Raw genomic sequence first — 23,107 nt, forward strand, 5'->3', positions numbered from 1 at the left:
CCTGGCCGCCCGGATCGTCTCGGTGCCGGCGCGGGGCGCGCCCGCGCGGCCTCGTTGCGCGCGGCCTATTTGAAGGTGATCGCGCTCAGCTCGAGCTGGCCCTGGGTCGTGAAGTTGGGCTCGTAATGCACCCGCTTGCCCACCCGGATGTAGCTGACCATGTGGTACAGCATGACATCGGGAATGATGTCCTGCTGGATCATGCGGTTGGCTTCCTGGAACAGCTTGGTGCGCTTCTCGCCGGTGGCGAGTGAGGCTTCCTTCAGCAGCTTGTCGAGCTCGGGATTGGAGATGTTGGAGAGGCCGCCATCCGACGTGTAGTAGACGATCATCGTGTAGAACGCGTCGCCGGCCGTGTTGTCGTGCAGCTCATGCACCATGGAGGGCGGTCGGTCGGCCGGATACGGCTTGCGGCGCATGGCCGAGTGCTGGATCTTGTCGACCATGTTGATCTTCACGTTGAGGCCGACTTCCTGCCAGTACTGGACCAGGGTCTCGAGCATCTCCGACAGGTTGGCCTGCATGAATTCCGAGCCGTAGAGCTCGATCTCCGTGTCGACCGGAACGCCGTCCTTGCGGGCCTCCTCGATGAGCTGCTTCGCCTTCTCCGGGTCGTAGGGCCACGGCTTCAGGTCGGGGTTGTAGCCGTTGACGCTCGGCAGCATGTACTGGCTGGCCGGGACCGAGAGCGGGCTGACGATGGTGCCGATGAAGGCGCTGCGGTCGATGGCGAGGTTCATCGCCTCGCGCACGCGCTTGTCGTTCAGCGGCGGCTTGTCCATGAAGATGCGCACGCGGCTGGTATCGGCGTTGAGGTAGCCGATGTCGGTGTCCTTGTTGGTCGCGTCCTGCACGGCGAGCTGCAGGGCGATGTCGGCCTCGCCGACCGCGACCATCGAGGCGCGCAGCGCCGGCTCGGAGCGCCAGACATAGGTCGCCTTGGCGACCTCCGGCTTCTTGCCCCAGTAGCCGTCGAAGCGGGTCAGCACCAGGCTCTGCGCCGGGTCCCAGCTGGTGAAGACATAGGGGCCGGTGCCGATCGGGTGGCGCTCGGCCTCCTTCATCGAGGTGCTCGGCGCGGTCATCCCGGTCTGGGCCAGGCTCAGCGGCAGCAGCGGCATCGGCTCGCTGGTGACGATCTCGACCGTATCCTTGTCGATCGCCTTCGGCTGGATGGTGATGCTGCCGAAGGAGCGGATCTTGTCGCGACAGGCCAGCTCGGGGACGAACTGGCGCTTGAGCGCGGTCACCACGGCGTCCGCGTCGAACGGCGTGCCGTCGTGGAACTTGACCCCCTCGCGCAGCTTGATCCGCCAGGTGGTCGGGTTGACCTGGTTCCATTCGGTGGCGAGGTTCGGCAGCGGCTTGCTGGTCTTGGGATCGAGCTTGAGCAGCGTCTCGACCACGTTCTCCTTGAGCACGAGGCCGATATAGCCGGTCGAGTTCATGTGGCAGGGCTCGACCACGTCGACCGCGGAGGGCAGGACGATCTTGATGTCCCGCGACGTGTCCTGCGCCTGCGCGGGGGCGAACATCGCCCCGAGGAGCAGCAGGGCGCCTGCCGATAAGGCTCTTGTCGTCGTCACTTGCGTTTCTCCCGTGGGTTTTTCCCGGGCTCGGTACCCGGTTGTCGTTTTGAGATGGCGGCGGCCGGTCGAGCGGCCGCCGGGATGCGTCGGGGGCGCGGCTCCCGAAGGAGCGGCCCCTAGAGGGTGCTGGCCCGGCGTTCGGCGCTTGCCAGCCATTCAGGGCTGATCTCGACGCCCCAGCCGGGGCCGGAGGGGACGGCGATCTTCCCGTCGACGACCTCGAACGGGTCGGAGGTGAACAGCCCGTCGATCCACGGCGCCTCCTCGATGCTCAGTTCCATGTAGTGGCCGGCATTGGGCAGCGCCGACTGGAGGTGCACGGTGAAGAGCGAGACCATGGAGCGGTTGGCGGCGTGCGGCGTGCAGGGCAGGCCGGCCTCCTGCGCCATGCGCGCGACGCGCAGGGCCCGGCTGATGCCGCCGACATAGCAGATGTCCGGCTGCACGATGTCGGCCGCGCCCATGCGGATCATGCGGCGGAACTGGGCGAGATCGACCTCCTGCTCGCCCTGCGAGACCGGGATGTCGAGGGCGGCGGCGACCTCGGCGGTCCATTCCAGCTCGGGGTAGGGGCAGGGCTCCTCGAAATGGCCGACGCGGTGGTCCTCGAGCATGCGGCCGACCTCGATGGCGCGCTTCGGCGTGAAGCCGCTATTGGCGTCGCACAGCAGCTCGCTGTCGTCGCCGATCGCCTTGCGCACCGTCGGCACGATCGCCTCGGTGCGGCCCGGCCAGCGGTCGACGTCGTTGCCGAAATTGTTGCCGATGCGGATCTTGAAGGCTTCGAAGCCGCATTCCTGCTGGAGCTTCGCGAGCCGGGCGGCCTCGTCTTCCGGCGTGATGTCGCGGCGCATGCTGGAGCCGTAGACTGGCTGGTGGGTGCGCGTGCCGCCGAGCAGCGCCGCGACGCTCTGGCCCTCGCGCCGGCCCTTCAGGTCCCACAGCGCGGTGTCGACGCCGCCAATGGCGCGGCAGGTATAGGAACCGGGGAATTTGTGCGCGCCGACCCAGCATTTGTCGACCAGCGCGTCGATGTCGTCGGCCTGCTGGCCCAGCACCACGGGAGCCATCTGCCGGTGCAGGATGGCGGCGGTGATGTCGGCATTGTAGGGGGCGACCTGGCCGTAGCCCTCGAGCCCGTCCTCGGTCCTGATACGCACGATGCTGATGAATTGCGTGGAGAAGGTCTCCACGCTCGCGATCCTCGACATTTCCGTCCCTGCTGTCCCGATCCGATTGCCCGGATCATTTTCCAGCGACGCTACTGCCAAACTTTTGGATTGATAATTGGACAAATACGTCTTTCATTATTGACGAAATATACGGAGTGCAGTGCCGGCATGGACAAGCTGCGCGACATCGAGACCTTCGTCGGCGTGGTCGAGGCCGGCAGCTTCGCCGCCGCGGCCGAGACCGCGGGGGTCACGCCGGTCATGGTCGGCCGGCGGATTTCCCTTATCGAGCAGCGGCTTGGCGGCAAGCTGCTGGAGCGCACCACGCGCCGTCTCACCCTCACCCCGGCGGGCGAGCAGTACTACCGCCACGGGCTCGACATGCTGGGGCGGCTGCGCACCGCCGAGCGCCTCGTGCGCACCGGGCGCGACTTCGCGACGGGTCAATTGACCGTGACATGCTCGTCGAATTTCGGGCGCGAGCACGTCGCCCCGCATCTGCGCGACTTCATCCGCGCCAACCCGGACGTGCACATCTCGCTCAATCTGAGCGACTACGTCGTCGACCTCATGCGCACGGGCTACACGATCGGCATCCGCACCGGCCCGGTCACCGATCCCAACCTGGTGGCCGCCCGGCTGGCGCCGAACCGGATGGTGGTCTGCGGCACGCCGGCCTATTTCGCGCGCCACGGCGTGCCGCGCATGCCCGAGGACCTCTCCCACCACAACTGCCTCGCCTATAACGAGCATGGCGGCCAGCCGCGCGGCTGGCATTTCCAGAATGGCGGCCATCCGGTGACGATCCGCCCGAGCGGCAGCCTCACCAGCAATGACGGCGCCATGCTCACCCGCTGGGCGCTGGAAGGGGCAGGCGTCGCCTGGCGGCCGGAATGGGAGGTGGCGGGCGCGCTGGCGCGCGGGATCGCGCGGACGGTGCTCGACGACTTCACCCTCGCCAACCAGGACATCTTCGCGACCTACCCGCCGCAGAACCCGGTGCCGGCGAAGATCCGCCTGTTCATCGCCTGGATGCGCGAGGTCTATGCCCGGCCCGGCTACTGGACCGCGGCGCCGGCCGGGGAGGGCGGGCGGTGAACCGCTATCGCGAGATCAAGGCCTTCGTCGCCGTGGCGACGGAAGGCTCCATGGCGAGGGCGGCGATCAAGGAGAAAATCTCCTCCGGCATGCTCGGCCGGCGCATCGACGAGCTGGAGCGCCGGCTGGGGGTGAAGCTGCTGCACCGCACGACGCGCCTGCTCACCCTCACCGAGCAGGGGCGGCTGTTCCTCAAGCATTGCGAGGAGCTGCTGCTGGAGCTGGAGCTCGGCGAGACCGAGCTGTTCCCCGATACCTCGGAGGTCTCCGGCCAGATGCTGGTGCTGGCGCCGCCCTATTTCGGGCGCCGGCATGTCGCCGCCCATGCCGCGAGCTTCCTCGCCGCCTATCCGGCGGTGCGGCTTTCCTTCAACCTGACCAACGACTATCTCGACCCGGTGCAGGCCGATTACGACCTGTGCATCCGCATCGGCAACGTCATCGATCCGCATTTCGTCGCCACCACGCTCGCCACCAACCGGCGCGTGGTCTGCGCCACGCCGGCCTATTTCGCCAAGCACGGCAAGCCGCGCACGCTCGAGGAACTGGTGCACCACAATTGCCTCGCGGTGAACCTGCAGGCCGACAGCCATCGCGACTGGCAGTTCCAGAAGGGCGGCCGGCCGATCGCCGTGAAGGTGGACGGCAACATCGACTGCAGCGACGGCGAGGTGCTGGTGCGCTGGGCGCAGGAGGACGACTGGCTGGCCTGGCGCTCCACCTGGGAGGTGGGCGCCCAACTCCGCTCCGGCGCGCTGGTCAGCGTGCTCGACGAGCACGCCCTGCCGAGCTTCGACATCACCGCGGTCTACCCGCGCAACAGGCCGGCGCGGCTCTCGCGGCTGTTCATCGCCCATCTGCAGGCGATCTACTCCCGCCCCGGCTACTGGGACGAGGCGGAAGAGCCGGGCGACGCGGCTCCGGGCTTGCGCTCGGCGCAGGCGTCCTGAGCGGCCTCACCTGCGCCGGCGCAGCATGCCGAGATGGGCGCCGATCTCGGCGGCGCAGTCGATCGCCGCCTGCCCGAACCAGGCGTGGCGCTCGGGCGGGAAGCGGTAGAGCGGGACGGTGGCGGTGACCGAGCCGATCACGCGGCCGGCGCTGTCGAGCACGGCGGAGGCGACGGCGCCGACATCGGCCTCGAACTCGCCGACATTCACCGCATAGCCGCGCCGGCGGGCGAGATCGAGCTCCTCGGCGAGGGCCTTCGGATCGGTGATGGTGCTGCCGGTGTAGCGGTGCAGCGGCGTGCTGCAATAGGCCGCCAGCGCCGCCTCACCCAGATAGGCCAGCAGGATCTTGCCGGTCGCGGTGGCGTGCCCGGGCTTGCGCCGCCCGGGCTGCGAGAAGGCGCGCACCGAATTCGAGCCTGCGACATGGGCGATGGAGACGGAATCGCGCCCGTCCCAGATGTTGAAGCTGCAGGTTTCGCCGGTGCGGGCGGCGAACTGCGCCAGGATCGGCTCCACCGCGTCGGTCAGCGCGAAATCGGCGAAGAGCGGCGCCGCCAGCGCCATGAGACCGGGACCGAGCGCGAAGCGTCCGGTCGCCGGCTCGCGCCGCAGCAGGCCGGCATTCTCCAGCGTCGCCGCGAGCCGCGAGATCGAGCTCTTGTGCAGCCTCATGCGGCGGGCGAGGTCGTTGGTGCCGATCGGCGCCTCCGCCGCGGCGAGGCAGCGCAGCAGCTCGATCGCGTGCTCCACCGAGCCGATCGTGTTCCGGCGGGCGGCCGGCTCCGCCCCCGGCGCCGCGCCCGCTTCCCCGCCTGATGCCATCCCGGCCTGCCCTTTCACGCGCCCACCCAAAAGCCTGCTCCCTGTGCCTGTCCATAATTTCAGCTTGACAAGATATGCCGTCAACTGAAGCCTAATAATTGAAACACTGTTGCGCAATACGCAACACCAGAGAGAGTCGCACCCGAAAACGGGACGATGGGGAACGGAGAAAGCCATGAAATCGATGACGAATTTTCGTGCGGCCGTGGCGGCGCTGGCGCTGCTGACCGGATCCTTGCCGGCCGCGGCCGACACGACGGCGCCGAAGAAGATCACCTTCCTGACCAACTACGTGTTCAACGGGCGGCACGCGCCGTTCTTCGTCGGGGTCGAGAAGGGCTTCTACAAGGACGCCGGCTTCGACGTGACGATCGCCCCGGCGACCGGCAGCGGCTTCGTCATCACGGCAGTGGACAGCGGCAAGGCCGATTACGGCATGGCCGATTTCAGCTCCGTCACCCAGAACGTCGCCAAGGGCGCGAAGGTGAAGGCCTTCACGGTCTACACCGACGTCACCACCAACGGCCTCGCCTCGCTGTCGCCGGTCGCCGAGCCGGCGGACGTCATCGGCAAGAAGGTCGCCGCCGGCCAGACCGACAGCGTGCGCGTGATCCTGCCGATCATCTTCGACGCCCATAAGCTCGACCCGTCCAAGATCGACTGGCAGTCGGCCGATCCGAGCGTCTACTTCTCGCTGCTGCTCTCCGGCCAGGTCGACATGTTCACCGCGACCTCCGACGGCGACGTGCCGGCGCTGGTGAAGGCCGCCGACAAGCAGGGCAAGAAGGTGCACTTCGCCTCCTTCGCCGACTGGGGCTACGATATGTTCGGCTACGTGCTGCTCGGCGCACGCGACTCCATCGAGAAGAACCCGGAGGATGCGGCCCGCTTCGCCGAGGCGACCAAGAAGGCGGTCGAGTACTCCATCGCCCATCCCGACGAGGCAGCCGAGATCATGGTCAAGTACAACCCGACCATGTCGCTCGACACGGTGAAGGCCCAGCTCGCCGGCGCCCTGCAGTCGATGCAGACGCCCTACACGAAGAAGAACGGCTACGGCACCGCCACCGAGGAGCGCCTCAGGGAGTCGATCGACCTCGTGAAGACGGCGCTCAAGCTCCAGACTGACGTGACGCCGTCCGACGTCTTCGTCCAGCTCGGCAAGTAGGGCCGGCGGGGCCTCCGCCCCATCTGGCAGCCGGGGCGCCGCGTCGCCCCGGTCGGTGCGGAAGGCGGCGCGACGCCCTGGTCGCCGCGCTGCCGTGATGCGAGTTTTCCATGTCGGTCGACATCCGAAACGTCTCCAAGAGCTTCCGGTCGACGCTGGCGGTCGACGACGCCTCCCTCGCGCTCGAGGAGGGCAGCTTCGTCTCGATCGTCGGGCCGAGCGGCTGCGGCAAGTCCACCCTGCTGCGCCTCGTCGCCGGCCTGATCCACCCGAGCAGCGGCACCATCGACGTGCGCGGCGTGCCGGTGAAAGGACCGCTGCGCAACATCGGCATGGTGTTCCAGTCGCCGGTGCTGCTGCCCTGGCGGCGCACCCTCGACAACATCCTGTTCGTCGCCGAGATGGGCGGGCAGAAGACCTCGCAATGGCGTGAGCGCGCGCTCGAGCTGATGCAGCTCGCCGGGCTCGGCGGCTTCGAGGCGAGCTATCCGCACGAGCTTTCGGGCGGCATGCAGCAGCGCGCCTCGATCTGCCGGGCGATGCTGCTCAAGCCGCCGCTGATCCTGATGGACGAGCCGTTCGGCGCGCTCGACGTCATCACCCGCGAGCGCATGGGCTACGCCCTGCAGACGCTGTGGAACGAGAGCCGCAGCACGGTGCTGTTCGTCACCCACAGCATCACCGAGGCCGTCCTGCTCTCCGACACGGTGGTGGTGATGACCCCGCGGCCCGGCCGCATCCGCGACATCGTGCCGATCGACCTGCCGCGGCCGCGCCACCCGGGCACGCTGCGCGAGCCGCGTTTCCTCGAACTGTCCGAGCGCGTGCGCGAGGGCATCGAAGCGCAGTGGATGGAGTGAGACCATGAGCGAGTCCATGTCGAAGCGGCTCGCCGCGATCGCCAAGCCGCTCGCCGGCTTCGCGGTGCTGGTGCTGATCTGGCAGTACGGCGCCCCGCTCGCGGGCATACCCTCCTATGTGCTGCCGCTGCCGACCGAGATCGCCCAGCGCTTCGTCGAGACCTTCTCGGTGCAGATGCAGGGGCTGGCGATGACGGCGTTCACCACGCTCGCCGGCCTCGGGCTGGCGCTGGTGGTCGGGGTGCTGCTGGCGCTGCTGATCATCTACGTGCCGCTGCTCGGCTCGATGATCACGCCGCTGCTCGCCGCCTTCAATTCGATCCCGAAGATCGCCATCGCCCCGCTCTTCGTCATCTGGTTCGGCCTCGGCTACGAATCCAAGGTGCTGCTCGCCTTCCTGCTGGCGCTGTTCCCGATCTTCGTGAACTCGGTCACCGGGCTCGGCGAGATCGAGGCGGACCTGATCGACCTGTCGACGCTGGCCGGCGGCAACAGGTGGCGGATTTTCGTCAAGGTGCGGCTGATGAATGCCGTGCCCTACATCGCCGACGCGGTGAAGGTCGCCTTCCCGCTGGCGCTGGTCGGCTCCATCGTCGGCGAGTTCATCGGCGGCAACAGCGGCATCGGCCACATCATCCTGTCGGGCCAGTTCAACCTCGACACGCCGCTGGTGTTCGCGACGCTGCTGTCCATCACCCTGTTCACGACGCTCGGCATCGGCGCCGTGTCCCTGTTCGAGAACGCCTTCCTGACCTGGCGACCCTCCCAGCGCCGGCGGTGACGCCACGCACAGCGCCCCTGTCTTCCGGAGTATCTGACGAATGCGCGACTACATCTCACGCCTGCGCGAACGCGGCGACCTGCTCGTGGTCGACAAGGAGATCGACCCGTTCCACGAGCTCGCCGCCGTCACCCATGCGGCGCAGAAGCGCTGGGGCAAGCCCATCCTGTTCACCAATGTGAAGGGCACCCGCTTCCCGGTCGTCACCAATGTCTATGGCTCGCGCGAGCGCCTGGCGGAGGTGATCGGCATCGACGCCAAGGATTTCTGCCGGCAATGGAGCAACCTCGCCAGCCTCGGCAAGGGCACCGGCGAGCCCTTCGTCGAGGTCGAGGACGACGGGCTGACCGAGGTGAAGCTCTCCGAGCTGCCGCTGATCACCTATTCGGACCGCGATGCCGCGCCCTATTTCACCTCGGCGATGTTCATCGCCAAGGACCCGGAGACCGGGGTCGGCAACCTGTCCTATCACCGCTCGATGTTCGTCAGCGACGACGAGCTGCGCTGCCGCCTCGCCCCGCGCCACCATCTCACCATCTATCACGAGAAGGCCGAGAAGATGGGCAAGCCGCTGGAGGCGGCGATGCTGATCGGCGCGCCGGCGACCTCCTTCCTCACCGCCGCCGCCCCGCTGCCCTACGACGTCGACGAGCTCGAGGTCGCGGCGCGGCTGAAGGGCGGCCCGATCGCCATGCGCAAGTGCAAGTACATCGACCTCGAGGTGCCGGCGGACACCGAGGTCGTCATCGAGGGCCGGTTCCTGCCGAACGAGCGCCGCCCGGAAGGCCCGTTCGGCGAGTTCATGGGCTACTACGTGCCCGAGGGCCCGAACGCGGTGTTCGAGGTGCTCGGCGTCACGGTGCGCAAGGACGCGATGTTCCACTCCATCCTGTGCGGCTCGCCGGAGGAGGTGCTGACGCTCGAGCTCTCGGTCTCGGCCAACATCTATCAGCGCCTTTCCGCCGCGCTGCCGGGCATTCTCGACGTCACCTGCCAGCCCTTCGTGACCCATGCCATCGTCAAGATCGACCCGCAGTTCGAGGGCCATGCCCGGCAGGTGATGCTGGCGACCATCGGCGCCGAGCCGATCTGGGCCAAGGTGATCACCGTGGTCGACGAGGACGTCGACATCTACAGCATGGACGACGTGATGTGGGCCGTGCTCACGCGCTGCCGGCCGGACAAGGACATGATCATCATTCCCGACACGCCCTCCTTCTACCGCGACGAGCACAAGGACCATTGGGGGCGGTTGCTGATCGACGCCACCAAGCCGTTCGCCCGCCGCACCGAGTTCGAGCGCAAGAAGATCCGCCTCGCCGACCAGGTGAACCTGGCCGACTGGTTCGAGAACGCCTGAGCGTGGGCGGGGACGCAAGCGCCATGGAAGAGCGCCCGCGCATCATCATCGGCATCAGCGGCGCCTCGGGCGCCGTCTACGGCGTGCGGGCGCTGGCGCTGATGAGGGCGGCGGGGGTGGAGACGCACCTCGTCGTCACCCGCTCCGCCCATCTCACCCTGTCGCAGGAGCTCGGACTCGGGCCGGCGGCGCTGGGCGGGAAGGCGGACGTCGTCCACAACGTGGCCGATGTCGGCGCCTCCATTTCCAGCGGCTCGTTCCGCACGCTCGGCATGCTGATCGCGCCCTGCTCGGTGCGCACCATGTCGGAGATCGCCACCGGCGTGACCTCCAGCCTGATGAGCCGCGCCGCCGACGTGGTGCTGAAGGAGCGCCGCCGGCTGGTGCTGATGGTGCGCGAGACGCCGCTGCATCTCGGCCATCTGCGCACCATGAGCGCGCTCACGGAGATGGGTGCGGTCATCATGCCGCCGGTGCCAGCCTTCTACGCACAGCCCGCTTCGCTGGAGGAGATGGTCGACCACTCGGTCGGCCGGGCGCTGGACCTGTTCGGCATCGATCACGACGCCTGCCGGCGCTGGACCGGCATGGGCCCGGCCCGGCGCGGGCAGACCTCGTGAGCGCGGGCGGGGTCTTCGTATCGGGGCTCAGGCGCTGACGCCGAGCGTGTCGTCGAGCCCGTCCAGGACCCGCCGGTTGCGCTGCGACCAGGACGGCCCGTTCAGCGGAAACAGCACGGGGCTCGCCGGCGTCGGCAGCATCAGCAGGTTGCTGACGAGCGCGCCTTCGAGATGCGCCGATGGCGGGATGACGGGTGACGGGCCGCAACGTTAGCCGGGCATGCTTCCGGCGCTGTCCGGCTCAGCCCGCCTGGCTACTGCTCCACCTGGCAGACCAGCTCATGCTGCCCGCCGGCATGCGAGCGCGTCGTCAGCCGGTCGGCCAGCCGCGTCATCAGCGCTAGCGCGACGCCGTTCATGATCGCGTCTTCGTCGGCCGTCTCGTCGAGGCTGGGCGCCGCGCCGCCCGTCAGCGGCCGGCCGTGCCAGGAGAAGGCGAGTTCGAGCGTATACTCGTCGAAGCGTGTGGCGACCTCCATGCGGTCGTCCGCGAGCTGCGGGGCGGCCTCGGCGAATTCCTCGGCGATCTGAGACAGGCGGAGCACGGCCGTCCCGCGCGCGCCGTCCTGGCTGCCGGCGTCGGCCAGAAACTGCAGCACCGGCGCGACGCCGGCTCCGGGTTCCCAGCTCAGCCGGTGCCGCTTGCGCGTGCCGATGCGGAACAGGGCGTTCAGCACCAGCGCCGTCAGCAGCGCCAGCACCAGCGAGGAGGTGATGAGCGGATGCAGGGCCGGCGGCAGATGGTCGGCATAGAAGCCGGGCATCTCGTCGAAGGAGATGCCGAGGAAGAAGCTCAGCCCGACCGCCAGCGTGCGCCGTGCGTCGAGCAGGCGCTGCCCGAGGATCGACATGCCGGACAGCACCACATAGGTCGAGGCGAAGAGCAGGGCGGCGCCGAGCACGCCCTGGGGAATGGCGATCAGCACGCCCGCCGCGCGCGGCAGGAAGGCGAGCACGATCCAGCCGATGCCGACGCCGATGGCGACGCGGCGGGCCAGCACCTCGGTCGCCACCGAAAGGCCGACGCTGGCCGAATAGGTGTTGAGCCCCATCGTGCCGATCACGCCGGCCAACAGCGTGCCGATCCCGTCCGCCAGCACGCCGGCTTCGATATTGGCGTAGTCCGGCCGCTTCCAGTCGCGGTCATTGACCTTCTGGCTGGCCACCATGTCGCCGAAGGCGCGCAGCGTGCAGGCGAGCGCACCGACGAGAAAGCCCGGCAGCAGAGCCGCCTCGAAGTGCGGCGTGACGAGCGGCCAGGTGAACAGCTCCGGCACGATGGCGGGAATGTTCAGGTGCGCGTCGCCGGCGGCGAAGCCGTAGCCCAGATGCAGGCCGATGCCCGCCGCAAGCCCCACCAGGACCGCCATGCTGCGCAGGCGCGCGCCGCCCCATATGGCGAGGGCGACCATGATGGCGAGCGCCGCCAGGGCGGGTCCCGTCTCCGTGACGGTGAGCGGCTGCGCCCGGTCGTAGCCGAGCATGAGCTTCAGCGCGACGATGCCGAGGATGATGCCGATCATGAGGACGGTCAGCCCGACGATCTCCACCGGCAGGTAGGGCCGCAGCCGGCCGATGAACCGGCTGAGGACGATCTCCGTCAGGCCGGCGGCGATGGTGAGCCCGGCGACGGCTTCGAGTCCGCCGCTGCGCGCCGCCGCCAGCGCCGCCGGCAGATAGGCCGCCGTGAACACGGCCGGCAGGAGGAAGCCGCTGCCGATCCGCGTCCGGCCAAGCAACACTCCGCCCCACGCCTGCGCCAGCGTCGCAAGGCCCATGGCCAGCATGGAAAGCTGGAGGTAATGGACCTGCACGGCTTGCCCGACGCCGGCCGTCTGGGCGACGAGCAGCGGAAAGACCAGCGTGACCGCCATCAGCCCCATATGCTGCGCGACCGCGGTGAGCAGCACGGTCGGCGGAGGCCGGGAGAGCAGATCGTAGCGTGCGGTCATGCGGGACGGGGATGTGAGTTACGGCGGGTTCGGCGAGCCGGCACGATATCTGATTAGCCCAGAAGACGTATTGCTGCCGGATCGATCTGTCGCCGTCGCGCATTTTCCCGACGCCATGTCGGTGGCGCTATGCATGTCGGGCGATCAGCGTGTTGGGGAATGCCGGGCCGTTGTCGCGCGACGATGCCGGCCAGGGTGACGCTGGAAATATTCGTGTCGTTGAACGGGATCGAACGGCAGGATTCACGCCGGTTCCCCGCTTTTCGCCACGCGCGGCGAGCCCCGCCGCCACCGCAGATACGGTATCGACACCAGGGCCGATGCCACGACATAGGCGGCGAGGATGACGATTGTCCGCGGGCCCCGGAAGGCTGTCGCGACGATCACCGCGATGCCGATGTGGCGCGTGGCGCAGGCGATGGCCAGCGTCGTCCGGTCCATTTCCTTCGGTCCGCCGCAGATGTGGCCGATGACCAGCGCCATGATCATCACGCCGAGCAGGGCCAGCATGCCTGTCAGCCGCACCTCCACCAGGATGTGCCAGTTGACGGCGAGGAGCACGACGCCTGCCGTCGTGAGCACCAGTGCGGCCGCGGCGGACAGGCGCTCCGCGTAGTCGGCCGCAAGGCGAGGGAAATAGGCGCCGAGCGCCATCCCCACCATCAGCGGCGCCAGGAAGGCGGTGCCGATCGCCAGGGCGGCGTCGCGCCAGGACAGCTCGGCGGACACGCCGAAATGCCGGGCGAGCAGCGCGACCCACAGCGGTGTCACCACGATGGCGACGACCGACGAGACCACCACCAGGCTGAAGCCGTAGGCCCCATCCCCGAACTGCTGGAGCTTGCGCGGCAGGAGAGGTGCGCCGGCCGAAACGGCGAGGACCATAAGCGCGGCCTTGACGCCGGTGTTCAGCGGCAGGAACGCCACCATCAGCACGGTCACGAGCGGGACGAGCACGTACATCGCGCCGAGCGAGCGCAGCAACAGCGCCGGCCGGCGCAGCAGATAGGTCACGTCGACGAAGGACGAACCCATGCCGATCGCCATGATCAGCACGGCGACGGCCAGCTTGACGGCGATGAGCGCAACGGCTGTCATTCTACGCCGCCCTAGTGTTCCGACACGGTCCAGCTGTCGTCGGGATCGAAGCGGCGAATCTTCGCCACGATGGCGGCAGTATCCCTGCCCAGGTCCTTCTCGTAAACGATGCCGGCCTGGTTGACCGCGAAGGTGTGCACGCCGGTCTCGCCATAGGTCACCGGCCACGCGACGAGGCCGAAGCCGGCGATCATGTTGCCGTTGATGACGTAATCATACCGGCCGCCGGCGACGTGGTTGCCCTGGCCGCGGAGGATGCGGAACCGGTAGCCGAAGTAGCCCTCGCCCTGCTTTGCCTTGTCGAGATTTCCCGGGTCGATGGAGGCGCCGGCGGGGCTGTCGCCATCCCCCTGTCCGGGCGGCCAGTAGAGGCCGTCGGTCTTGCCCGGGGAACTGATCAGCTTCTGCGCGAATTCGTCCACGCCGTCGCCGTCGCGATCTTCCGACGCATAGAGCCGCTGCGCGTCGACATAGGCGCGCAGCGTGGCGATGACCTCGATCTCGTTCTCGCCGATCCGCCGGTTGGCGATCTCGTCGAGGCCCGCCTCGGTGTCGAACGCCCATTTGCCGTCCTTGGCCTTCACCAGGGGAAAGGGCAGCGGCCACAGCTCGCGTCCGATGTCGAGAATCTTGCGGTTGGTGCCGACGTCCTCGACGTCGACACGCTGGGCGGCGCCCTCCCGCATTTTCGAGAACGTGTCCATCACCCCTTCATTCGAGCGCAGTCGGGCGGCATCGAGACCGAGCAGGCGGGCCAGCGCATCGAGATCATCGCCGGCGAGGGCGGCCTTGAACGCGTCGACCGCGCCGCCCGGCTCGGCAAAGCCGGGGGGCGGCTGCTCGGCGCGATAGGCGCTCAGTTCGAGTGCCCGGACCGGCATCAGGCCGGCGGTCGCGACGGTGGCGACGGCGAGGACCAGAAGACGGGACAGTCCGCGGAACAGATGGTTTGGCATCACCGCTCTCCTCATCCTCAGTGCCGTCGGCCGCCCGGGTGCGGACGAGGCCGTCCGCCGCCCGCCTGGCGATGCGGCACCGCGCGCTGCCCTCCGCCTCGCACGGCGGCCCCCCGTGCCGAGTGGATCTGCGCCGAGCGGCCGGAGCGGATTTCGCCGAGGCCCGAGGGCACCTTCGGCCGATGGTCGATGCGACCGCCGGGCTTGGGTGCGTGGACGGGGCGGTTGATCGAGGCGGGCGCCTTCGCGCGACCGGCTGCGGCGGCCCTGGCCTTCGCGCCGGCGCCGCCTGCGGGACGCTGGATCTGCCCGCCCTTCCCGCCACCACCCTGGACGCGGCCCGCCACATTGGGGTGCTGCGCAACGGCGTTGGCGACGCCGGGCCTGCCCTGGCCGCCCGGCAGGCGCCCCGGCCGGTCGCCGCCCGGGCGGTTCTGAAGCGCGTTCTTGCGGATGTCGCCGATCTTGCCCGCGCCCGGCGGGACCTGATGGTTGCGGCGCACGTCGGCCGCCCTGGCACGCAGGTCGTTTCCGCGGTCGTTGCGCAGGCCCTGCCGGATATTGTTGCGATCCAGCTTGCCGAGCTGGTCGCGATCGATGTGGAGCTTGCTCCGGTCGACATCCTTCCAGTCGATGTCGTTGGCATGGATCCGGCCGCTGAAATTGCGGTTGTGGAAGCAGTTGTTGCAGTTGAAATCGACGTCGCTGCGCCAGCGGCCGCTCCACACGCCCAGTCGTTCCAGTCGACGGCCGCCGCCCACGCCGCGCCGGTCACCGCGCCGGTGAAGAAGGTCGCCGTCGGCCACAAATAGGAAGGATAGGGGTCGGCGGCGTAGGTGACCGGCGCTACCGCATAGCCCGGCTCGTACAGCATTTCGGGAGCGTATTGGGGAATGTAGACCTGCTCGGGCGTGGCGGGCTGGATGACGATGTTGTCGTTCTCCTTGGTCACCGTCACCTTGTCGTCGGACTTGATGATGTTGGCCGCCACCGCCTCGTCACGAAGCTGCTGGATGGCGAGCAGAACGTCCTTCTGCTGGTTCGCCAACGCCTCGCCGAGCGCCTGCGTCCAGTCGAGATCCTCGCTCATCATCGCGACGATCTCGGGATAGTTCAGCAGCGCGACGACGCTGCCGTCCCAGCTCGCCTTCGGCTCGAGCTTCGGATCCTTCTTGCGAGCCTCCAGGAAGCGGGCGGCCTCGACGATCTGCAGCGGATAGAGGGAGGCGGCCGCGATGGCGGCGACGAGGTCGTCGGGATAAAGCGCGATCCGGGCGACGAGGATCTGCAATTCCTGCTCGCTCAATGGCTCGTCGGCCGCGGCGACCGCGTCTCCTGTGTCCGTCGCGTCCCCCGCGTCGGTCGTGTCGGCGGTCTGGGCGAAGGCGACGCGCGGGCCGATGGTTAGCGACGTCGCGACCACACCGATCGATATCGAGCAAAGGCAGACGAAGATGGTGCGAAGGAGGGCCCGGCCCCGGGCCGCGGCGAGCCATCGGTGGGCGGGCATGGTTGCTTGCAGCATCCGGGAAGGTTCTGTCATGACGACCCGCACTCCCGCTGCCTCATGGATCGACGTCATGTCGCGTCGAATGGAGGGATCAGCTTCCAGTGGTTTCTGATGGCGCCCACCATCCCTCCGCGCCGCAGAGGCTCGTGCGGAAGGCTTTCCTCGGGAAAGTGCGGGGCCGATCCCATGCGGCAGGAGCGCATCGGCGATGGCGAGAACTGTACCGAAAGCGGTCATGCTCCGGTCTCCCGGCACTGTCGCGCAGGCGACAACCATCGGATATCGAGCGGCCGATGCTCGACGATGTCAGTCTACAACGCTATCTGACTTAAAGGTAGGCATCGAATTACGTCCACGAGCGGCAAAAAAATCCTTATGCGCGCCCGGACTTTTGCTGCGAATGAAGGAGGTAGATCATGCCCGCGCCCGGCGCTCACCGGCCGTGTCTCGCGATCATGTTCTCTTCATCGTTCGAAGCCACGGCTTCTTCCCGAATGGCGACCAGCTGGCCATCGGGACGCCCCCGCCACCGGCGGTCGCCGCATGGCGAGCGCCTCACGTCTGGGCGATATTCATCATCGGAATTTCGAGCGTGAGCGAGAGGCCCTCCTGCGTCCAGTCGCGGGAAACCGTGCCGCCCATCGCCCTCAGCACCGCCTTCTCGAGCACCGAGCCGAAGCCCTCGCGCGAGGGCGAGGTGCCGCTCTCGAGGGAGGCCTGTTCGACCCATGTCATGTGGAACCGGTCGTCGACCGAGGTGACGTGAATGGTGAGCCGTCCCTGCGCCTGCGAGAGGGCGCCATACTTCGCCGCGTTGGTCGTGAATTCGTGGAGCAGCAGTGCCAGTGAGGTCAGCGCGTTGCCGGCCAGCACGATGTCGTCTCCGCTGACCGAGATCCGCGTGCTCTGCGGGCAGCGATAGGGGGCCAGGATGGCGTTCAGCAGGGCGACGGCCGTCGTCTCGGATTTCGCTTCGCCGTCGCTGCTCAGGTCCGGCAGGGTGAGATCGTGCACGCGCGCCAGCGCCTGAAGCCGTGCGCGCAGGTCGCTGGCAAGCTCCTCCGCGCTGCCGGCCGCCCGCGTGCTGAATTCGATCAGGCCGACGGCGACGGCGAACAGGTTCTTGATGCGGTGATTTATCTCGCGCAGGAGCATTTCCTGCTGCTCGCGGGCGTGCTGATGGCGATGGACGTCGTGGGTCAGGGTGATCAGGAACTCGTCCTTGCGCCGGCCGGCCTCCCGGAGCGCCTCGGCCTGCACTTCCAGCTCGTCGCGCTGGGCGGCGATCATCTGCCGCTGCTGGTAGAGCTCGAAAAAGACGTCCGCCTTGCTGCGCAGGATGTCCGGTTCGATCGGCTTCTGGATGAAGTCGACCGCTCCGGCGCCGTAGCCGCGGAAGCGGCGCTGGTTGTCGGCGCTGCCGGCGGTCACGAAGATGATGGGAATGCGCCTCGTCCGCTCATTGCCGCGCATCAGCTCGGCGAGTTCGAACCCGTTCAGCCCGGGCATCTGGACGTCGATGAGGGCCAGCGCGACATCGTTGTGCAGCAGGAGTTCCAGCGCCTCGTCGCCGGAGCGGGCTTTCAGCAGCAGCAGATCGTCTCGGCGCAGCAGGGCTTCGAGAGAGACGAGATTGTCTTCGAGATCGTCGACCAGCAGGAAGGGAACGGGGCTCATTGTCGCGTTCAAACCTCCCGCAGATATTCAGCTATCGCGCTCAGGGACATGACCTGCGCGTCCGGACAAAGAACGATCGCCGCCTCGGGCATCGCCGACGCGAATGCCTCGTCGGGATTTTGCACCAGCGCCGTGCCGCCGAGATCGACGACCGTGCTCAGCCCGTGCGCGCCGTCCTGGTTGGCGCCGGTGAGCACGATGGCGATCAGCGCCGGCCCATAGGCGTCGGCCGCGCTCTCGAACAGCACATCGATGGAGGGGCGGGAAAACAGCACCGGCTCGTCGCTCGACAGCGAAAGCGTCCGGTCCATTTCCACGAGGAGATGATAGTCCGGCGGGGCGAAATAGACCGTGCCGCCGGTGATCGGCTCCTTGTCCTCCGCCTCGCGCACCTCGACCAGGCACTTGTTCTGGAACAGTTCCGCCAGCACGCTCTGCTTGTCGGCGGGCACATGCACGACCACCATGATCGGCAGCCTGAACCCGGCCGGCAGCTGGGGCAGAATGGCCGACAGCGCCTCCAGCGCCCCGGCCGAGGCGCCGATCACGACCGCTTCCGAGCGCGCCGTCATTGCGCGCTCCTCTGGTAGATCTTCTCCTCGCGCACGAAGTCGACGAAGGAGCCGGCGTGGCTGGAGAAGCGCAGGCTCTCCTTCGCGCCCAGCCCCAGGAAGCCCTTTCGCACCAGCGAACCCTCGAAAAGGCCCAGCGCGCGATCCTGCGCGGAGCGATTGAAATAGATGAGGACGTTCCGGCACGAGATGAGGTGCATCTCGCCGAAGACCGCGTCCGTCACCAGGCTGTGGTCGGAGAAGACCACCTTCCGGCGCAGGCTCTTGTCGAAGGACGCCCGGCCATAGGCCGCGTGATAATATTCCGACAGCGAGTGACGCCCGCCCGACTTGCGGTGGTTCTCGGTGAAGAGCGGAATGCGGTCGAGGCTGAAGATGCCGGTATCCGCGGCGCGAAGCGCCTCCGGATTGATGTCGGTGGCGTAGAACAGCGTCCGCTCTTCGAGGCCCTCCTCGCGAAACAGGATGACCATGGAATAGAGCTCCTCGCCCGCGCTGCAGCCCGCGATCCACACCTTGAGGGAAGGGTAGGTGCGCAGATGCGGCACGACCTTTTCGCGGATGGCGCGGAAATAGGAGGGGTCGCGGAACATCTCGCTGACCTGCACGGTCAGGAAGCCGAGGAGGCGCGGCAGCATGTCGGGATCGCGCATCAGCGCGTCCTGCATGGCCGAGAAGCTGGCAAACCCCAGCTGCTGGCGCCCCTGCCGCAGCCGCCGCTTTATCGAGGCCATGGCATAGTCGCGGAAGTCATAGTGGTAGCGGTAATAGAGGGCGTCCAGCAGCAGCCGGATCTCGATGTCCTCGGTCCGCTCATGGGCAAGGTCGTCTGTCACCTCGGCATCCATACGCGTACGAGGGACAGGAGCTTTTCGACGTCGAGCGGCTTGGCCATGTAGTCGTTGGCACCGGCATCGACGCATCTCTGCTGGTCGTCGGGCATCGCCTTCGCGGTGAGGGCGATGATCGGCAGTTTCCTAAAGGCCGCGTTCCGGCGGATTTCGCGCATGGCGGTGAGCCCGTCCATCACCGGCATCATCACGTCCATCAGGACCAGATCGATGGAGCCCGCCGCCGCGTCGGCCGACTTGGCGAGTGCATCGAGGGCCTCCTGGCCGTTGCGGGCGATCTCGACGATCGCTCCCCTCGGCTCGAGGATGTTGGTCAGCGCGTAGACGTTGCGAACATCGTCCTCGACCACGAGGATCCGCCGGCCCTCCAGCAGGGCATCGCGGTTTCGCGCCTTGCGGATCATCTTCTGCTGCTCGTCCGGCAGTTCCGACACCACCTGGTGCAGGAAGAGGCTCACCTCGTCGAGCAGGCGTTCGGGCGACTTGGCGCCCTTGATGATGATCGATTTCGAGTAGCGGCGGAGCTTCTCCTCGTCGTCCATCGACAGTTCGCGGCCGGTGTAGACGATGGCCGGCGGGAAGGCGTAGGCGCTTTCCTGGCTCAGCGTCTCCAGCAGCGAGTAGCCGGAGGCGTCCGGCAAGGTCAGGTCGAGCACCATGCAGTCGAAGGTCTGCTCCTCGAGCAGCTTGAGGCATTCGGCCGCCGTTCCCGCGGTGACGGTCTGGACGTCGTGCGAGGACAGGAGCTGCGCGACGGCGTCCCGCTGCACCGGATCGTCCTCGACGATGAGCACCCTGTGGAGGCGCTGCAGGAGCTTGGCCTCGAGCTTCTTCAACACCTCGACCAGCTGCTCGCGCTGTATCGGCTTGAGCGCATAGCCGACGGCGCCGAGCGAAAGCGCCGTCTCCATGTTGTCGGTGGCCGAGACGATGTGGATGGGGATGTGGCGGGTGCGGACATCGTGCTTGAGCCGGTCGAGCACCGAGAGGCCGGACTGATCGGGCAGGCCGACATCGAGCACGATGGCGTTGGGCATGAACTGCCGCGCCATCGCCAGCGCTTCCTCGGCCGTTCCGGCGATGAGCGCGCGGAAGCCCATTTCGCGCGAGAGATCGCGCAGGATCTCCGCGAAGGTGTCGTCGTCCTCGACCACGAGCAGCACGCGCTTCTCGTCGGCGGGCGCGTCGCGGTCGTCGTCCACCTTGCGGTGGGGCCTTGCGGGCGCCGCCCGCCCGGTTTCGGGCTCCGCCGGCGCCGCCACGGCCGCGCGCGGCGCCGGCAGGTCACGTGGCGCGACATTGGCGGGGTCGTATTGGGTGGGAATGATCAGGGTGAAGGTGCTTCCCGCGCCCTCGCGGCTCTTCAGCTCGATCGAGCCGCCCAGAAGCCTCGCGAGCTGGCGCGAGATGGAAAGCCCGAGGCCGGTGCCTCCATATTTGCGGCTGATCGTGCCGTCGGCCTGATGGAAGGCCTCGAAGATCGAGTTCTGTTGCTCGGCGCTGATGCCGATGCCGGTGTCGGACACCGCGAAGGCGATCCGCCCGTCGCCCGCCGGCCTGATCGACAGGACGACCTTGCCCGTCTCCGTGAACTTGAAGGCGTTCGACAGAAGGTTCTTCAGTACCTGTTCGAGGCGCAGGCTGTCGGTGTCGATGGTGGCGGGGCAATCGGGCGCGAGCTCGACGACGAAGTCCAGCTGCTTCTGCGCCGCCACCGGCTGAAACAGCGGCCGCAGATTGTTGGCGACGCGCTGCAGCGGAAGCGTTTCCGGCTGGATCTCCACATGGCCGGCCTCGATCTTGGACAGGTCGAGAATGTCGTTGATGAGGTTCAGCAGGTCGTTGCCCGACGACTGGATCGTGCGGGCGTATTTGACCTGTTCCTCGGTCAGGTTGTCGTCGGGGTTGTCGGCCAGCAGCTTGGCGAGGATCAGCGAGGAGTTCAGCGGCGTGCGCAGCTCATGCGACATGTTGGCGAGGAAGTCGGACTTGTAGCGGCTGGCCTGCTCGAGTTCGCGCGCCTTGAGCTGGACCGAGGCATTGGCGCGCTCCAGGTCGTCGCGCTGGGCCTCCAGCAACTGGGTCTGCTCTTCCAGCTGGGAATTGGTCTGCTCCAGCTCCACCTGCTGCTGCTCGAGCCGGGCCTGCGATTCCTTCAGGGCGCGGCTCTGTTCCTCCAGCTCCTCGTTCGAGACGCGAAGCTCCTCGCTCTGCGTCTGCAATTCTTCCGACTGGCGCTGCGTTTCGTCGAGAAGGGCCTGCAATTCGCTGCGATACCGCGCCGAGCGCACGGCCAGCGCGATGGATTGCGATGCCCGGTCGAGCAGTTCGAGCGTCGCGGCGTCGACCGGCTGCAGGAAGCCGAGCTCCATCACCGAATTGACGTTGCCGTCGACGCCGCCGGGCGAGATGGCGATGGTCCTCGGCTTGTCCTGCCCCATCGCCGAGCCGAAGGCGAGGTAGCCGTCCGGCACGTCGTCGATGAGACGCGGCCGGTTCTCGACCACCGCCTGTCCGAGAAGCCCTTCGCCGACGCGCAGCTCGGCGGGAATGTTCGCATCGTCGGGCACGCCATAGGTGGCCGTGCGCCGATAGCGGGAACTGTCGGCGACGAACAGCGCGCCGGCGACGGCGCCCAGATATTTCGTGAGGAACGCCAATATGGTCTGCGAGAGCTGCTCGATGTTCTGGTCGCCCATCATCGCGGCGGCGAGCCCCACCTGACCGCCCTGGAGCCACTCGTCGCGGCGTCGGGCCAGGGTGGCTCGGCGGATGAGGAAGGCGATCGCCAGCGTGAGCAGGATGCCGAGAAGGCCGGACAGCAGGCTGCTGGCGAGGGCGACCTGCTGGGACCGGTTCATCTGGGCCAGTCGTTCGCCGCGCAACCGGACTTCTTCCTGCGTCATGGCCGCGAGTTGCGTGCGGATCGCGTCCATCTCGACCTTGCCGCGGTCGGAGTTGACGACGGCGAGAGCCGCCGGCAGCCCTTCGGTTCGGCGCAGATTGATGGTTTCGCCGAGCTCGGCCAGCTTGGCTGCCACGTGCAGCCGCAACAGCGCCAGCTTCGGCTTCTGGGACGGGTTGTCGCTCGTCAGCTCCGCGACCTCGTCGATCTTGGCCGGAATGGCGGCAAGCGCGAGCTGGTACGGCTCGAGGTATTTCTCGTCATTCGTCAGCAGAAAGCCGCGCTGGCCCGTCTCCGCGTCCTGGGCGCTCGAGCGGATCGCCGCCAGTGCGACGATGACCTCGTGCGAATGAAAGATCCTCTGGCTGTTGTCCTTCAGCGCCTGAAGATTCAAATAGGCGATCGTGCCGCTGAGCAGAAAGAACACGATCGCTCCGAGAAGGCCGATCGCGACCGCGGGATCGAGCCCCAGCCCGCGCCCCAGCTCCAGCCCGCGCGCCAACCCGCGTTTGAGTCCGCGTTCCTTTGCACCCATTGCCGAACCTTGTGTCATGACGCTGCCGTTCGCGAGAAGTGGCTTTCAGAAAGGGTGCGAGAACGATGGCTCGCCTTGCGCGGCAGCCGCCAGCCGGCACGCAGGGGGTACCGAAAGGTCGAGACCATCATTCTTCCCCGTCGCCGATCAAGCCGCGCAGCGCTTGCGACAGCTGGGTCTTGGACAGGGGCTTGTTCAGGAAAATCCCGTTCGCGGGAATGTCGTCGCCGGCAACGGGGCGCCGGCCGGAGATTATGATCACATGAATCGAGGGCCAGCGCTCGCGCACTCTTCTGGCGAACTGCAGGCCGTCCATCGTTCCCGGCATTTCTATGTCGGTGATCAGCACGCGAACATCGGGGCGGGACGAGAGAAGCGCCAGGCCGTCATCGGCGGTTGACGCTTCGATGGTCGCGAATCCGGCCGATTCGACCGCATTGATGGTATCTATTCTTACGAAGAACTCATCGTCGACAACAAGAACCGTCGAGGGCCCACTCTCACGGCAGAGAGACATCTATAAACCTTGAGTTGCACTATCGGTCTATGGCGCGCCGGCGCAGGTGATTGCCGCCCCTCCCGGCGCCCACTAACTGCGTTCGCGACCCAAGGTTCCATGTTTTGTTAA

The 23,107-nt window shown here is 67.6% G+C and carries 19 protein-coding genes and 1 pseudogene; 7 read left to right on the forward strand and 13 right to left on the reverse strand.

All coding sequences use genetic code 11. The annotated features are described in order from the left end of the window. Positions 1–65 precede the first annotated feature (65 nt). The gene (locus NVS83_RS10940; protein ID WP_258732803.1) at positions 66–1,586 is read right to left on the reverse strand and encodes an ABC transporter substrate-binding protein; all 1,521 of its coding nucleotides are present in this window, start codon (positions 1,584–1,586) and stop codon (positions 66–68) included. Positions 1,587–1,705: 119 nt separating this feature from the next. Then, positions 1,706–2,800 (reverse strand): mandelate racemase/muconate lactonizing enzyme family protein, encoded by a 1,095-nt coding sequence (locus tag NVS83_RS10945; RefSeq protein WP_258739341.1) that lies wholly within the window; start codon positions 2,798–2,800, stop codon positions 1,706–1,708. Positions 2,801–2,929: 129 nt separating this feature from the next. On the opposite strand from NVS83_RS10945, the gene NVS83_RS10950 reads away from it, so the two are divergent. Both NVS83_RS10950 and NVS83_RS10955 read left to right on the forward strand, forming a co-directional pair. Further along, entirely contained in the window at positions 2,930–3,859 is a 930-nt protein-coding gene (locus tag NVS83_RS10950; protein ID WP_258739342.1) for a LysR family transcriptional regulator, read from the forward strand. Beyond that, positions 3,856–4,809 (forward strand): LysR family transcriptional regulator, encoded by a 954-nt coding sequence (locus NVS83_RS10955; protein WP_258739343.1) that lies wholly within the window; start codon positions 3,856–3,858, stop codon positions 4,807–4,809. Before NVS83_RS10950 ends, NVS83_RS10955 begins: the two co-directional genes overlap by 4 nt. 6 nt (positions 4,810–4,815) lie before the next feature. Here NVS83_RS10955 and NVS83_RS10960 read toward each other — a convergent pair whose 3' ends face one another. Beyond that, positions 4,816–5,634 (reverse strand): IclR family transcriptional regulator, encoded by an 819-nt coding sequence (locus NVS83_RS10960; protein WP_258739344.1) that lies wholly within the window; start codon positions 5,632–5,634, stop codon positions 4,816–4,818. A gap of 175 nt (positions 5,635–5,809) precedes the next feature. On the opposite strand from NVS83_RS10960, the gene NVS83_RS10965 reads away from it, so the two are divergent. The 5 genes from NVS83_RS10965 (at position 5,810) to NVS83_RS10985 (ending at position 10,423) form a co-directional block, all read left to right on the forward strand. After that, the gene (locus tag NVS83_RS10965) at positions 5,810–6,802 is read left to right on the forward strand and encodes an ABC transporter substrate-binding protein (protein WP_258739345.1); all 993 of its coding nucleotides are present in this window, start codon (positions 5,810–5,812) and stop codon (positions 6,800–6,802) included. Between the two features lie 110 nt (positions 6,803–6,912). Then, complete coding sequence (locus NVS83_RS10970) at positions 6,913–7,662, forward strand: ABC transporter ATP-binding protein (protein ID WP_258739346.1); 750 nt, start codon at positions 6,913–6,915, stop codon at positions 7,660–7,662. Positions 7,663–7,666: 4 nt separating this feature from the next. Then, positions 7,667–8,443, forward strand: a complete 777-nt coding sequence (locus tag NVS83_RS10975; protein ID WP_258739347.1) for an ABC transporter permease — start codon at positions 7,667–7,669, stop codon at positions 8,441–8,443. Positions 8,444–8,483: 40 nt separating this feature from the next. After that, on the forward strand, positions 8,484–9,803 hold the full coding sequence (locus tag NVS83_RS10980) for a UbiD family decarboxylase (RefSeq protein ID WP_258739348.1): 1,320 nt from the start codon (positions 8,484–8,486) through the stop codon (positions 9,801–9,803). Positions 9,804–9,826: 23 nt separating this feature from the next. After that, complete coding sequence (locus NVS83_RS10985; RefSeq protein WP_258739349.1) at positions 9,827–10,423, forward strand: UbiX family flavin prenyltransferase; 597 nt, start codon at positions 9,827–9,829, stop codon at positions 10,421–10,423. Positions 10,424–10,677: 254 nt separating this feature from the next. On the opposite strand, the gene NVS83_RS10990 is transcribed toward NVS83_RS10985, so the two are convergent. From NVS83_RS10990 to NVS83_RS11035, 10 genes and pseudogenes are all read right to left on the reverse strand, one after another. After that, positions 10,678–12,375, reverse strand: a complete 1,698-nt coding sequence (locus NVS83_RS10990) for a solute carrier family 23 protein (RefSeq protein ID WP_258739350.1) — start codon at positions 12,373–12,375, stop codon at positions 10,678–10,680. A 243-nt stretch (positions 12,376–12,618) separates the two neighbouring features. Beyond that, positions 12,619–13,473 carry a hypothetical protein gene (locus tag NVS83_RS10995; RefSeq protein WP_258739351.1) on the reverse strand — a complete coding sequence of 285 codons (855 nt, stop codon included), beginning with the start codon at positions 13,471–13,473 and terminating at the stop codon, positions 12,619–12,621. An 11-nt stretch (positions 13,474–13,484) separates the two neighbouring features. Beyond that, a complete protein-coding gene (locus NVS83_RS11000) occupies positions 13,485–14,429 on the reverse strand; it encodes a DUF2950 domain-containing protein (protein WP_258739352.1) in 945 nt (314 codons plus the stop codon). 17 nt (positions 14,430–14,446) lie between these two features. Further along, the gene (locus NVS83_RS11005; RefSeq protein WP_258739779.1) at positions 14,447–15,157 is read right to left on the reverse strand and encodes a hypothetical protein; all 711 of its coding nucleotides are present in this window, start codon (positions 15,155–15,157) and stop codon (positions 14,447–14,449) included. Between the two features lie 65 nt (positions 15,158–15,222). Beyond that, positions 15,223–16,215, reverse strand: a pseudogene (locus tag NVS83_RS11010) (DUF3300 domain-containing protein); the annotation flags it as partial. A 279-nt stretch (positions 16,216–16,494) separates the two neighbouring features. Further along, complete coding sequence (locus tag NVS83_RS11015) at positions 16,495–17,616, reverse strand: response regulator (RefSeq protein WP_258739353.1); 1,122 nt, start codon at positions 17,614–17,616, stop codon at positions 16,495–16,497. An 8-nt stretch (positions 17,617–17,624) separates the two neighbouring features. Continuing rightward, positions 17,625–18,188, reverse strand: coding sequence for a chemotaxis protein CheB (locus tag NVS83_RS11020; RefSeq protein WP_258739354.1), 564 nt, complete (start codon positions 18,186–18,188; stop codon positions 17,625–17,627). Continuing rightward, a complete protein-coding gene (locus tag NVS83_RS11025) occupies positions 18,185–19,036 on the reverse strand; it encodes a CheR family methyltransferase (RefSeq protein ID WP_258739355.1) in 852 nt (283 codons plus the stop codon). Before NVS83_RS11025 ends, NVS83_RS11020 begins: the two co-directional genes overlap by 4 nt. Continuing rightward, positions 19,021–22,479 carry a response regulator gene (locus NVS83_RS11030; RefSeq protein WP_258739356.1) on the reverse strand — a complete coding sequence of 1,153 codons (3,459 nt, stop codon included), beginning with the start codon at positions 22,477–22,479 and terminating at the stop codon, positions 19,021–19,023. Before NVS83_RS11030 ends, NVS83_RS11025 begins: the two co-directional genes overlap by 16 nt. A 127-nt stretch (positions 22,480–22,606) precedes the next feature. After that, a complete protein-coding gene (locus NVS83_RS11035; protein ID WP_258739357.1) occupies positions 22,607–22,996 on the reverse strand; it encodes a response regulator in 390 nt (129 codons plus the stop codon). Between the last annotated feature and the right edge of the window lie 111 nt (positions 22,997–23,107).

The organism is Ancylobacter mangrovi, assembly GCF_024752335.1.
Taxonomy (GTDB): domain Bacteria; phylum Pseudomonadota; class Alphaproteobacteria; order Rhizobiales; family Xanthobacteraceae; genus Ancylobacter; species Ancylobacter mangrovi.